10 protein-coding genes are annotated in these 13,447 nt (G+C 71.1%); 3 read left to right on the plus strand and 7 right to left on the minus strand.

Features of this window, described 5'->3' with window-relative positions:
- Positions 1–8: 8 nt before the first annotated feature.
- On the plus strand, positions 9–1,295 hold the full coding sequence (locus tag ACESMR_RS22210) for a sensor histidine kinase (protein ID WP_373049323.1): 1,287 nt from the start codon (positions 9–11) through the stop codon (positions 1,293–1,295).
- On the opposite strand, the gene ACESMR_RS22215 is transcribed toward ACESMR_RS22210, so the two are convergent.
- From ACESMR_RS22215 to ACESMR_RS22245, 7 genes are all read right to left on the minus strand, one after another.
- On the minus strand, positions 1,292–2,200 hold the full coding sequence (locus ACESMR_RS22215; RefSeq protein ID WP_373049324.1) for a YbbR-like domain-containing protein: 909 nt from the start codon (positions 2,198–2,200) through the stop codon (positions 1,292–1,294). The genes ACESMR_RS22210 and ACESMR_RS22215 overlap by 4 nt on opposite strands.
- Complete coding sequence (gene cdaA, locus ACESMR_RS22220; protein WP_373049325.1) at positions 2,200–3,015, minus strand: diadenylate cyclase CdaA; 816 nt, start codon at positions 3,013–3,015, stop codon at positions 2,200–2,202. Before cdaA ends, ACESMR_RS22215 begins: the two co-directional genes overlap by 1 nt.
- The gene (folP, locus tag ACESMR_RS22225; RefSeq protein ID WP_373049326.1) at positions 3,016–4,263 is read right to left on the minus strand and encodes a dihydropteroate synthase; all 1,248 of its coding nucleotides are present in this window, start codon (positions 4,261–4,263) and stop codon (positions 3,016–3,018) included.
- Between the two features lie 272 nt (positions 4,264–4,535).
- Positions 4,536–6,470, minus strand: a complete 1,935-nt coding sequence (gene ftsH, locus ACESMR_RS22230; protein ID WP_373049327.1) for an ATP-dependent zinc metalloprotease FtsH — start codon at positions 6,468–6,470, stop codon at positions 4,536–4,538.
- A gap of 281 nt (positions 6,471–6,751) precedes the next feature.
- Positions 6,752–8,119, minus strand: coding sequence for a tRNA lysidine(34) synthetase TilS (gene tilS, locus ACESMR_RS22235; protein ID WP_373049328.1), 1,368 nt, complete (start codon positions 8,117–8,119; stop codon positions 6,752–6,754).
- 488 nt (positions 8,120–8,607) lie between these two features.
- Entirely contained in the window at positions 8,608–9,444 is an 837-nt protein-coding gene (locus ACESMR_RS22240; protein WP_373049329.1) for a DUF2225 domain-containing protein, read from the minus strand.
- A 4-nt stretch (positions 9,445–9,448) separates the two neighbouring features.
- A complete protein-coding gene (locus tag ACESMR_RS22245; protein WP_373049330.1) occupies positions 9,449–11,251 on the minus strand; it encodes a choice-of-anchor D domain-containing protein in 1,803 nt (600 codons plus the stop codon).
- Positions 11,252–11,397: 146 nt separating this feature from the next.
- On the opposite strand from ACESMR_RS22245, the gene ACESMR_RS22250 reads away from it, so the two are divergent.
- A complete protein-coding gene (locus tag ACESMR_RS22250) occupies positions 11,398–11,622 on the plus strand; it encodes a TIGR04563 family protein (RefSeq protein WP_373049331.1) in 225 nt (74 codons plus the stop codon).
- 162 nt (positions 11,623–11,784) lie between these two features.
- The gene (locus ACESMR_RS22255; RefSeq protein WP_373049332.1) at positions 11,785–13,356 is read left to right on the plus strand and encodes an acyl-CoA carboxylase subunit beta; all 1,572 of its coding nucleotides are present in this window, start codon (positions 11,785–11,787) and stop codon (positions 13,354–13,356) included.
- Positions 13,357–13,447 lie beyond the last annotated feature (91 nt).

The following is a 13,447-nucleotide window of genomic DNA, read 5'->3' on the forward strand; positions in this document are numbered from 1 at the left end:
GGAGGTTGATGCTCCGTTCGGACGCAGCGACGAGAAACCGCCGGTACGTCCTCTATCTCGCCGGCGGCGTGATCGTCGCCAGTGGCGCGCTCGATTTCGTGTTGACCGAAGGCGTGCCGGTCGGCGCGCTCGCCGTGCGCCTCTTCTGGGCAGCCGGCGTGATCTTCGTCGGCAGCCTCGCGCCCCGGCTCCCCTCCCCCGCTCGCGATCGCGCCCTGGTGCTGACCGCACTGCTCACCGTGGGCTGCTGGCTCGCGCTCTCGGTCCAGGTGGGCGGGAGCGGCGGCCCCTACTTCTGGTGGATGCTCGCGCTGCCGCTCATGTTCGGCGCCCTCGCCCCGGACAACCGCCCGGCGACGGTTGTCGCCGGACTGGGCACGCTGCTCGGCAACGCCGCCCTCCTCCTCGACGCGGGTGCTGCGGCGAGCGATCTCTTCGTCTGGGGCGTGATCGGGTCGACCAGCCTCGCCCTCTCCCTCGTCGGCGTGACCAGCTACCAGCGACTGCTCGCGGCGGAGAGCGCCCTCGAGCGCTCCCGGGCCGAGGCGGAGAAGGAGCTGGCGATCAGCGAGCAGCGCCGGGCCCACGCCGAGAAGCTCGCGCTGCTCGGAAGGCTCACCGCGGGGATCGCCCACGAGATCAACAACCCGCTCGCCTTCGTGAAGTCGAACCTCGATCAGCTCCAATACGAGCGGGGCGCCGGGCTGCAGACGCAGCTCGAGGAGATCGTGGCGGAGAGCCAGCTGGGGATCGAACGCATCGCCGGCATCGTGAAGGACCTCGGCTCGTTCGCCAGGGACGAGGAGGCGCAGGTGGGTGCCTGCGACCTGCAGCCCGCGCTGGCGGAAGCCAACCGGATCGCTTCGGTGCGCACCAGGGCGGTGGCGGAGGTCCAGCTCGTGGTTCCATCGGCGCTGCCGCTGGTGGTGGCGAGCCGGCCGCGCCTCGTCCAGGTCTTCGTCAACCTGCTGGTGAACGCCGCGGATGCGCTGGCCGCGGTGCCGGAGCGCGGCCGCGGCACGATCCGCATCGAGGCACGAGCCACCGCCACCGGCGTGGAGGTGGTGGTGGTGGACAGCGGCACCGGCTTCGACGAGGAGACGCTGCCGCGCCTCTTCGATCCCTTCTTCACCACCAAACCCCAGGGGGCCGGAACCGGGCTGGGCCTTCCGCTCGCCCGTGAGTTCCTCGAGCGCTTCGGCGGATCGATCGTGGCGGAGAACGACCCCGCGGGCGGCGCGTGCTTCCGGATCCACCTCGTCCACGCGACGCAGGCGCCGGCGGCGGCAGCCTAACGCCGCTTCGGCGGTGGCGCGGGCCGCGGCACCGTCGGGAGCGGGTCGAGGAGCTCGACGCCTTCCGGCAGGTTGCCGATCCGCACGGCGAAGGGCTTGCGGCTCTTCGCATCCTCGTCGAGCACCGCCTCGGCGCGAAGCGTCTTCTCGTCGAGCTTGTCGATCACGCTCTTCGGTCCGCGGAGCTTGGCGCGCACCGCCACGGCGCGGCGCGCCCCGGGGATCCCGCCGACCTCGAGGCTGACCATGCGCTCGGCGCGCTCGACGGCGATCGCGACGTCCACTTCTGCCCGCGAGACGCCGCCGGTCACCCGGGCGTGGGGACCTGGGAGCTCGAAGACCACCGAGGCATTGACCGGCTCGCGGGCGCCGGTGACGTCCACCGGCGCGGTGCGGACGAAGCGCACGTCGCGCAGCTCGCGGCGGGGGCCCTCCACCTCGACCTCGCGCGGATCGACCTGGGTCTTCTCCACCACGAAGCCGTCTGCCGGCGCGCCCTGGAGGATCGCCTTCACCGGCAGCTTCTTCCGATCCTTCACCTCGAGGCGAACGCTCACCGCCGACGGCGAGATGGAGACCACCTCGAGATCCGGCGGCAGTGCCAGCTGCTCCTCGCGGATCCGGACGGTGCTCTGGCCCTTCTCGAAGGAGCTCAGGTCGAGGGTGATCGGGCCGAGCTGGCCCGGCGCCAGCGCGCGGATCGAACCCGAGGCGCCGGAGAGCCGCACGGTGATCTCCGGCGGCACGTCCGAGGTGTTGATCAGCCCGCTGGGCTCCCGCAGCACGAGGCGCAGGCCCACGGTGGTGGTCACCTCCTGCTCCGTGCGCACCGCGAAGAAGATCACCAGCCCGAGGACGAGCGAGAAGACCTTGAGGCTCAGGTCCGAGGAGAAGACGGCCTTCATCAGGCGGCCGCCTTTCTCGGACGCGGCGGGAGCGTACCGCGGCGGGGGGCCGCGTAGAGCCGGAGGAGGAATTTGCGGAGCACGTCCGCATCCATGTCGCGGTGGAGCTTGCCGCCCACGGCGAGCGAGAGCTTGCCCCGCTCCTCCGAGACCACCAGCACCGCAGCGTCGACCTCCTCGGTGAGGCCGATGGCCGAGCGGTGCCGGGTGCCGAGGTCGCGACCGACGGTGGGGTTGGCGGTGAGGGGCAGCATGCACTTGGCCGCAGCGATCCTGCCGCGGGAGATCACCACCGCGCCGTCGTGGAGCGGCGTGCCCGGCTGGAAGATCGAGAGCAGGAGCTCGTCGGAGACCTCCGCGTCGACGCGGACCCCGGTCTGCGCCAGGTCGTCGAGCTCGGCGGTGCGCTCCATCACGATGAGCGCGCCGTGGCGCCGCTGCGCGAGCTTCACCGCTGCCTGCACCACCTCCTCGATCCGCGAGGCCTCACCGGCGCGGTCGTAGCCGAGGCTCCAACCCTGCCCGAGGCGGGCGAGGCCGCGGCGGATGTCGTTCTGGAAGAGGACGATGATGCCGAAGATGAAGGAGTAGGAGAGGAACTGGCTCACCAGCCAGTGGAAGGTCTGCAGCCCCGCCCACTTCGAGGCGAAGAAGCCGATCGTGATCATGCCGAGGCCGACCAGCATCGGGACCGCGGTGGTGCCCTTGATCAGGAGCAGCACGCGGTAGATCACGTACGAGACGAGCAACACGTCGGCGACGGCCGCGAGGATCTGCCAGGGTCCGCCCAGGCCGAGGAGGCTGCTCCATCCCATTCAGTCCTCCTCGGAGGCGAAGAACGCCCCGCCTTCGTCGCTTCGCGCCACCGCATCGGCAACTTGCACCGCGTCCCTGCAGGCAGCGACGTCGTGGACCCGCACCACCGCGGCGCCGCCGAGGATGGCGGCCACCACGCTGGCAGCGGTCGCAGCGTCGCGCTCGTGGACCGGGCGGCCGGTGACCTGCCCGAGGAATCCCTTGCGGCTCGTCCCCACCAGCACCGGCCTGCCGACCGATGCCCCGAGGAGCGAGAGCTGCCGAAGCAGGAACAAGTTCTGCCCAGCAGTCTTCCCGAAACCGAAGCCGGGGTCGACGAGCAGGCGACCAGGGGGCACGCCCCGTGCCTGCGCCCGGTCCACCCATTCGTTGAGGGCGTCCGCCACCTCGGCCACCACGTCCTCGTAGCCGGTCTGCCCCGCCATGACGCCGGGCTCCCCGGGCATGTGCATGACGCAGCACGCCACCTGGTGGCGGCGCACCACGTCGGCGAGGGCGTCGTCCTGCAGGCCGCGGACGTCGTTGATCATCGCGGCGCCGGCGTCGATCGCCGGCTCTGCCACCTCGGCGCGGGAGGTATCCACCGAGATGGGAACGTGGGGGAGCTCCCTGGCGAGGAGGCGAACCACCGGCTCGACCCGGGCGCGCTCCTCCGCGGGCGAGACGGGCTGGGCGCCCTCGCCGTAGGGGCCCTTCGGCCGGGTCGACTCGCCGCCGACGTCGAGGATGTCGGCCCCTGCCTCGACCAGCGCCCGGGCGTGGGCGAGCGCGCGCTCCGGCGCCTGGAAACGGCCGCCGTCGGAGAAGGAGTCGGGGGTGACGTTGACGATCCCCATGACCAGGGTGCGGCCGGCGCCTGCCTGCTTGTCGCCGATCACCACCGGCTGCCGGTGCGCGCCTGCGTGGAAGCAGGCGCGGAGCACCTTGCCGCCGGCGATGAAGGCGCCCTCGACGTCGGGCCGCTGCTGCAGGGCGCTGCCGAGGCGCTTGAGCATGTCGACGCGGCCGGAGAGGAGGAAGGCGCCGGGCCTGTCCCCCTCGGTGAGCCGGGGCATCGACTCCCTTCCGCCGCCGCAGAGCTCCCGGACCAGCGAAGCGGGACCGGGCTCGAGGCCGGAGAGGAGGAGGTGTCCCTGCACCAGGGTGCCGGAGAGGAACGAGGCTGCTGCGGCGGGAAAGCCGAGCGGGCGCAGGGCGAGGTGCAGGTCCCCACCACCGTCGAGGCTGAAGAAGCGGGCGCGTGTCATGTCGGGATTCGCCGCAGGTGGGAGGAAGGCACGTGCGGAGAAGCGGCGAAGGATAGCAGCCTGCGCGGGCCGGCGCACCGCCTCGTGTGCGGCGTGAAAAGCTCATGCACTGCATGAGGGCAGCCTTCGCCGCGCCCGTTCGAAAAACGGCCAGCAGGTCGGAACCTGCTGGCCGCTACGCGCGTGCGTGACGCCCGCCGGGTGCGACGCCGGCGGGCGGTTTGCCGGGCGATGCCCGGCTGCCGGTGCGAGGGGGCACCGGCGAAAGGAGGTCAGGCCTTGCCCGGCTCGGCGGTCTTGCCGAGGCCCTCGAGGGCGTCGAGGATGTTCTTCTTGTCCTTCTTCTCGCCGGCGGTCGCAGCGGGCCGGTTGGCGAGGACCGCGGTGTTCGGACGGGCCCGGGTGATCTTGCCGCCACCCATGATGACGTTGATGTCCTCGCCGTCGATGGTCTCGTGCTCCATGAGCGCGTCGGCCATGGCGAGCAGGAAGCTGAGGTTCTCCTCGAGCACCTTCCGAGCGAGGTCGTACTGCTCGGTGACGATCTTGCGGACCTCGGCATCGATGTCGCGAGCGGTCTGCTCGGAGTAGTCGGCGCTGTGGCCGCCGCCCATGCCGTCGCGGCCGAGGAAGACCTCGCCCTGCTTCTTGCCGAAGGTCATCGGCCCCAGGGCGGTCATGCCCCATTCGCAGACCATGGAGCGGGCCATGTCGGTGGCGCGCTCGATGTCGTTGCCGGCGCCGGTGGTCTTCTGGCCGTTGAGCACGAGTTCCTCGGCGATGCGACCACCCATCAGGACGGAGATGGCGCCGAGCGCGTACTCCCGCGAGATGTTGAGGCGATCCTCGACCGGCAGCTGCTGGGTGAGACCCAGGGCGCGGCCGCGGGGGATGATGGTGACCTTGTGCACCGGGTCGGTGCCGGGGAGGAGCTTGGCGACCAGGGCGTGGCCGGCCTCGTGCACCGCGGTGGTGTACTTCTCCTTCTCGGACATCACGAGCGAACGGCGCTCGGTGCCCATGATCACCTTGTCCTTCGCCGACTCGAAGTCGGTCATGTCGACCCGATCCTTGTTCTGGCGGGCGGCGAGGAGCGCAGCCTCGTTCACCAGGTTCTCCAGGTCGGCGCCGGAGAAGCCGGGCGTGCCGCGGGCGATGATCTCGAGGTCGACCTCGGGCGAGAGCGGGGTCTTCTTGGTGTGGACCTTGAGGATCCCCTCGCGGCCCTTCACGTCGGGGCGCGGCACCACGATGCGGCGGTCGAAGCGACCGGGACGCAGCAGCGCCGGGTCGAGGACGTCGGGCCGGTTGGTGGCGGCGATGAGGATCACGCCCTCGTTCGACTCGAAGCCGTCCATCTCCACGAGGAGCTGGTTGAGCGTCTGCTCCCGCTCGTCGTGACCGCCGCCGAGGCCCGCGCCACGGTGGCGACCGACCGCGTCGATCTCGTCGATGAAGATGATGCAGGGGGCATTCTTCTTGCCCTGCTCGAAGAGGTCGCGCACGCGGCTGGCGCCGACGCCTACGAACATCTCGACGAAATCCGAGCCGGAGATGCTGAAGAAGGGAACCCCGGCCTCGCCGGCGACGGAGCGCGCCAGCAGGGTCTTGCCGGTACCCGGGGGGCCCATGAGCAGCACGCCCTTGGGGATGCGGCCGCCGAGCCTCGTGTACTTCTTCGGGTCCTTGAGGAAGGAGACGATCTCCTCGAGCTCGTCCTTGCACTCGTCGATGCCGGCCACGTCGTTGAAGGTGATCTTGTTCGACACCTCCGACAGCAGCTTGGCCTTCGACTTGCCGAAGGACATCGCCTTGCCGCCGCTGCCCTGCAGCTGCCGCATGAAGAGGAGGAAGACGACGAAGAGGAAGACGATCGGCAGGCCCTGCAGGAGAACCTGCAGCCAGACCGAGTTCTGCTCTTCCTTCTCGAACTTGAACTTCACCGCTGCGCCGTCGAGCCGCTCGATGAGCTTCTCGCCGACGGGGCCCGAGGTCTTGTACTCGGTCTTGTCGCCCTTGAGCGTATAGGTATGGGTGTTGCCCTTGATGGCAACCTGTTCGACCTGCTGCTTCTCCACCTGGGTGAGGTAGGTGGAGTACTCGGTCTCCTTCACCTCGGTGCCGTTGTGGTTGAAGAACTGGTAGAAGCTGACGAACATCACGATCAGCACTACCCACAGCAGAACGGTCTTGTACGACTGTCGCACGCGCACTAGCCCCTCGGCATCTGGGAACGAAACAACCTAACGAAGACGCAGGGCCCACTCAACGAAATGCGGGTCTGCGCTTCAGCCACGGACGACCCAACGTCCGACGTCGGGCTTTCCTGCCGGCGCGTTTTCTCCGCGCCGCACTGCGTGGGTCCTCCCGGTCGGTGCTGACGCCCGGCCGATGCTTCCGTTGCAGTGCCACGCCAACCATCGAAGCAACGGGATCGTTCCACATCGGTGCGGTTCGCCCGACCTCCGGGTCGGAGCATGCTCCTCTTTCAACCCGGCGTCCCCTTCGATGCGCAAACCCGCCACGCCGGTTCGCCGGCCCCCGGCCTGCCGCACAGAGGACGCACGCCAACGAGCCAGATAGGCCCGCCGGCCCCTTCCACAACCAGCGACGCGCGCCGGAGCTCCCGGGGGACCCTGGCCTCGGCGAGCAGATCCGAGGCGAGGCGGTGCCCGGTGCCGGGAACGGGAAGGCGCTCGCCCCGTCGCACGGCACGCACGAGGAAGGGCGGCGCGGCGGTGGTCCAGAGCTCACCCGATGCCGGCGCCGCCGGCATCGGCAGCGGCCCCTCGACCGCGAAGACCAGGCCGCCGGCGGCGACGGGGGTGCCCGGCGCCAGCTCGGCGCTGGCGGTTACGCTTCCCTGGGCCACGGCGGTTCGACGCGCCGCCTGGCCGGTCGGTCCCGTCGCTGCCCGGAAAGCCCCGGCGCGAACGGTGACGAGGACGCCGCCGGGCAGGTGGATCTCGCCGCCGGTTGCGATCAGGGCGAGCGCCTCGGCGACCCGGGCAGCCGGCGGCGGCGCGCCACCGGCAGCCTCGATCCGAGCCCGGACGATCCTGCGCCGGAGCGCGAGGGGGAGCCGGCCGAGGCGGCCTGCGTCGAGGGCGCCGTCGGGCAGCTCGATCCGCGCGGCTGCCTTTGCCGCGCGCTGGGCGAGGTAGCGCTCGTCCGCCCGCGCCAGCTCCGAGAAGCGGGCGAGCGCCGGCACGGCCGCCGGCGCGATCGCCTCCAGCAGCGGGACCACCTCGGCGCGGAGCCGGTTGCGGCCGAAGCGGACGTCGCGGTTGGAGGGATCCTCCACCGGATCGAGGCCGAGGCTGCGGACGAAGGCGTGGAGGGCGGCACGGCGCACGCCGAGAAGAGGCCGGAGGACGAGCCCCCCGCCGAGCTGGGTGCGGGGCCGGATGCCGCCGGCACCGCGGACGCCGCTCCCCCTGGCGAGACGGAGGAGAACGGTCTCCGCCTGGTCGTCGAGGGTGTGGGCGGTGAGGATCGGCCGGCCTGCGGCGGCGCCGGCGAGGGCCCGGTAGCGCGCCCGCCGGGCGGCTGCCTCCACGCCCCCTCGGCCGGTGAGCTCCACCCGGATCACCCGGGCCTCGACGCCGAGCCGTCGGGCAGCCTCCAGCGCAGCCACCGCCTCGTCGGCGGCGGTGGGCCGGAGGCCGTGATCGACGTGGATCGCCTGGAGCCGCGGGCGCTCCGCACCAGGCAGCCTGGCGAGGAGCGCCAGCAAGCCCAGGGAATCGGCCCCGCCGCTGAAGGCCACGACGACCTCGCTGCCACCAGGCAAGCGGAAGGCGCGGAGCTGCCGCACCAGCGTGGCGGCGAGTTCACCTGGGGCGGCCACTGCCATCGAATCCTCGCGGGTAGCTCGTTTCGGCATCCCCGCCCGGCGGGGTGGTCGAGTTGTGGCGCCGCAAACCGGGCCGTATGATTGCGTCAAACACCATGCGTGGGGGGCATCGAGGCTGGAAGCCGGCCGGTCGACGACCGCCGGAATGGGCAACGAGCATGGCAGGTTGGATGGCCGAAAGACGAACGGCACCTCGAGCCGAAACGGGGTGCCTGCTGGCGGGAATGCTTTCGCCCTGCCCCGTGGTTGGTGGGAGCGAAACGAGGGGAAGAGCCGGACATCGGATTTTCGTTCTACGGGTCCAGGGGTCCCCCCCTCCCCCTCTGGGCCCAGGGGGTGCCGCCGGGCATCCCATCTCTACGAGGAGCGCGCCTCCTCGGACAGCGGTTGGATCCAGGGGTCCCCCCCCTCCCCCTCTGGATCCGCTAGGGCCGCCGGGTTCACACCCGGCGGCTCTTTTTTTGTCCGCCGTCCGGGCAGCCAGGCGGTCAGTCCTCGTCTCCGTCCTCGCCGTCCTCGTCTTCGCGCCAGAGCAGGTCCTCGCTCTCGGCGGCTGCCTCCAACTCCTCGTCGTCGGGCATGCGGGCGGCGACGTCGCTCTGCACCGAGGCGAGCGCCTCCATCCGGCGGGCGAGCCGGTGGAGCCGCAAGCCCTCCTCCTCGTCCAATTCGACGTTGGCGTCGACCTGGCCGAAGAGGTCGACGGCTGCACCGAAATCGCCTGCACGCCGGGCGAGCTCTGCTGCCAGGTAGATCACCCGGCCCTTCTCGTTGGTGGGAACCTTCCCCGTATCGAGCGCCGCGTCGTAGAGGTCGACGGCCTCTCCGAGCAGATCGCCCTCGGTGGCGCTGTCGCCTGCGGCCCGGGCGCACCACGCGCCGCGCAGGTAGAGATCGGCGAGGGGCAGCGGATCGTCCTCGGTGAGGTAATCCCTGCAGCGGGTCGCCAGCAGGTACCGCTCCGCCGCGGTGGGTTCCCGCGCCTCGAGATCGGTATCGGCCACCAGCTCGCCCCGGCGGATCCAGCGGCGCAGGTCGTCGAGGTCGTCCTCGTCCGGCATCCCGAGCGGCTGCACCGGTGACGGGATACCGGGCCGATCGATCTCCTCGCCCTCCTCGACCGCACCTCCCTCGAAGGCCTCCGCATAACCGGCGTAGCGGCAGCGGGGGCAGGCGTGCATGTCGGCGGCGATCGGGTCCGGCCCCTCGAATACCGGACGGAAATCCGTCTCGGAGGCCACCGGCCGAACGCCGACCGGCACCTCCACGGAGAATCCGGTGTTGCAGATGGGGCAGCGGAGGGTGCGCCCCACGAAGTCGGTCATGGGGCTACTGCACGTTGCAGACGTTGCCCGTCGGGGCTTCGTCCGGATTGAAGACGACGTCCTCGGCCTGGAACACGGGAGCGCCACCGGTCGTCGCAGGCCAGATGATCCTGCCGGCGATCCAGGTGTCGCAGGGCCCCTTCAGCTCCCTCGGGTTGTTGAAGCCGGGCACCAGCGCGAGGTCGTATTCCGCCGACTCGAGGAAGAGCTTGAGCGTCACCTCCACCGGCTCCATGCACTTGCCGCCGCCGCAGACGAGGCCCGCGCCGCAGCTGGCGTCGGTGGTGCAGTCGGCTGCCTCGCTCCTGCTCCGGTCGTCCTTGTTGAAGCGGGCGAAGACCCAATACGACTGGCCCGCCTCCGGCCGGTTGAGGGTCGCGGTCTCGATCAGCGCCCCGAATCCCTGGTCGTCGAAGAGCAGGTTCGGATCGTCGAAGAGATCACCGATGTCGCCCCAATTCGGCGCGGGGTTGTCCCAATAGGCGTCGTCCACGTCGCTCCAGAGCTTGTCCTTGGACCCGCGCACGAAGTGGAGGTCGATGTCGACGAGGGGATCGCCCGTCCAGCCGATCTCCACGGCGATGTCGCGGCGGGGGACGACCTGGATCTCCACCGCGGCGGGGACGCCCGCGGCGTCCTCGCTGGTGGTGAGGCCGAGGGAGTCGGTGACGGCGACCTCCACCCGGTAGGTGCCGGTGGCCTCCGCCTCGAGGGTGCGCTGGAAGGGCTCGCCGGCAACGTCCTTGAGGCGCGCCGCTGCGTTCGGAGCGGTGAGGGCGAACTCGACGGTGACGGCCTCGCCGTCCTCCGGATCGCCGCTGCAGCCCGGCCGCGCCACCGCATCGAAGGTGACGACGTCGGTGGGCTCCACCTGCGGCACCGGGTCGCCGGGCTCGTAATCGTCGACGCTGCCGTCGGCGTGCTGCACCGAGCGGACGTAGAGGCAGGCTTCGGGCTCGCTGTTGGGGACGACGTTCGCCTGCAGCTCGATCTCGAGGCGGGGATCGGTGTCCGAGTCGGATTCGATCACCACGACCGCGGAGGTGGCACCGAGAGCGCCGCCAGCCGGCGGGTCGAAGTTCACGGTGAAGTCGTCGGCGGCGAGGCTGGGGATGGTGGTGCCGGCGCCTGCCTCCTCGGGGATGGAGAAGCCTGCAGCCGCCGCGGCGTCCGGGTCGGCGAAGGCGACGCTGGTGACCTGCAGGGTGTCGCCGCCGCCATTGCGCAGGGTGACCAGCGCCGCGGCGTGGTCGCCTGAGGTGACGTCGCCGAGGGCGAGGGCCTCCGGAGGCGAGACCACGGTGTCGGCACAACGGCTCGGGGCCTCGGTGGTGCTGGGCAGGCAGGCGAGGACCTCGAGCCTGCCGGCGACCCCGTCGCCGACGAGGGCCACGCGCACTTCGGCCCGGTCCGGATCGTTGGAGCGGACCACCGCGGTGGCGAGGTAGCGCCGCGCCTCGGTGGGGCGGAAGCGGATCGTCACCTGCGCCTCCTCGAGGGAGGCCACGTCGAAGGGCGCCGCGGGCGTGGCGCTGAAGGCGGCCTTCGTGGCGGCATCGTCCGAGGCGAACTCGAGGGCGGTGACCCGGAGGGGCACCAGCTCCTCGGAACGGATCACGAAGGTCTGCTCGCCCGTGCTGGCGATGGGCACGTCGCCGAAGGAGAGCTCGGAAAGCGGCGCCCCCCCGTCCGTATAGAGCGCGATGGACGGGCGGAGCGTCGCCGCCTTCTCCTCCCCGCAGGCTGCGGTGAGAACGAGCGAGATACCCAGGAGGGCGGCGGCGACGGCGTTGCGACGGTTCGGCATGATTCCCCCAGCGACCGGAATGGCCATTCTACGGGGAGCCGCGGGGTGCGCCAACCGCGATTGCGTGGGCAGTTTCGTTGACAGGGCGCATCCAGATGTGTGGAATCAGCGACGACTATCCCGCCCAGTAGCAGGAGCAGACACGAATGGCCGGCACCGACAAGCGCAAGCAGAGCCTCTACTTCCCGGAGGACATGCTCCGCGAGATCCAGGAAGAGGCAACCCGCCAGGATCGCTCCCTCTCCTGGGTCGTGCAGCAGGCGTGGCGTATCGCCCGCACCGAGATCATGCGGTTCCCGTCGGTCAACGACGTGATCGGCGAGCCCGCGCTGCCCGACCGCAAGGAAGAGGAGCAGCAGGGCCGTTCCTGAACGGTTCTGCCCTCGTTCTTTCGGGAGATCGAAGACGCCCGGCGGGCCCCGTGCATCGGGGCCCGCCGGGCGTGTTCGTTCCTGCCCCGCCCCGCGGGTTGACGAGGCGCTGCTCCGCTGGCGATCCTCGGCTGATTCGCAAATCAACCGAGGGGTGAGCCGATGCCGACGATGCGGGAGCGGGTTGCCGAGCTGGAGCGCCGCAAGGCCGCGGCCCGGGAAATGGGCGGGCCGGAGCGGGTGGAGCGGCAGCACGCCCGGGGCAAGTGGGATGCCAGGCAGCGGCTCGGCAGGCTCTTCGACGCGGGCAGCTTCGACGAGATCGGCGTCCTCGCCGCGCACCGGGGCGAGCTTCCCGAGGAACAGGGCCGCCCCTCCCCTGCAGACGGCGTGATCTGCGGCGTCGGCAGGATCGACGGCAGGCCGGTGGCCGCGGCGATCTACGACTTCACGGTCTTCGGCGGCACGATCGGCGAGGTGGGCGAGCGGAAGGTGGCGCGGCTCCGCGACATCGCCCTCAAAAGTCGGATCCCGATGGTGTGGCTCATCGACTCGGCCGGTGCGCGGATCGAGGCGAGCGCCGGCATCGACGGCAGGCGCATCGCCTCGTTCGCGGATACCGGCTACCTCTTCCGCGAGCAGGTGGTGCTGAGCGGCGTGGTGCCGCAGGTGGCGGCGATGATGGGGCCGGGCGCCGCCGGCACCGCCTACATCCCGGCCCTCGCCGACTTCGTGCCGATGGTGCAGGGAACGTCGTCGATCGCGATCGGCGGGCCCTACCTGGTGGAGAGCACCGTCGGCGAGAAGATCGGCGAGGAGGAGCTGGGCGGCTCGAAGGTCCACACGGCGGTGAGCGGCGTAGCCGACCTCGAGGTGTCCGACGACGAGGCCTGCCTGCAGGCGGTGCGCGACTACCTCTCGTTCTTTCCCTCCCATTGCGAGGAGGCGCCGCCGCTGCGGCCTTGCGCCGATCCGATCGATCGGCGCGACGAGGCGCTGCTCGATCTGGTGCCGGAGAGCCCGCGGCGGGCCTTCGACATGCGCAAGCTCGTGCGCGTGCTCGCCGACGACGGGCGCTTCTTCGAGATCAAGGCCGCGTGGGCGAAGAACCTGGTCACCGGCCTGGCGCGGGTGGGCGGCAGGCCGGTGGGCGTGGTGGCCTCCAATTCGATGTACTACGGCGGCGCGCTCGACGTGAACGCATCCGACAAGGCGGCGCGCTTCGTCAACCTCTGCGACGCCTTCCGGATCCCCCTGCTCTTCCTGCAGGACGTGCCGGGTTTCATGGTCGGCTCGAAGGTGGAGCAGCAGGGGATCATCCGCCACGGCGCGAAGATGATGTACGCGGTGGCGTCGGCGACGGTGCCGAAGATCACGGTGGTGGTCCGCAAGGGCTATGGCGCAGGCTACTACGTGATGTGCGGGCGGGCCTTCGAGCCCGATCTGATCGTCGCTTGGCCCGGGGCGGAGATCAGCGTGATGGGACCGGAGGGCATGGTGGCCATCGCCGGGAGGAAGATGCTCGAGGCCGCGGAGGATCCGGCGGCGCTGAAGGCCGAGCTCGCCGTGGGGCTGCGGCAGCACATCGACATCTACCGGGTGCAGGCGATGGGACTCGTGGACGACGTGATCGATCCGCGGGACACCCGCGCGGTGATCGCGCGGGCCCTGGAGCGCACTGCGAACAAGCGGGTCGAGCGGCCCTACCGGCGCCGGGAGATCGCGCCGGTCTGACGGTGGCGGACGGGCGCCCGCCGCTGCGTCCGCAGGGCGCAACGGCAGGTGCGCGCGCGGGCGAGGCGACCCGGGCCGGTGCGCCAGCCCG

Source organism: Vulgatibacter sp. (genome assembly GCF_041687135.1).
Taxonomy (GTDB): domain Bacteria; phylum Myxococcota; class Myxococcia; order Myxococcales; family Vulgatibacteraceae; genus JAWLCN01.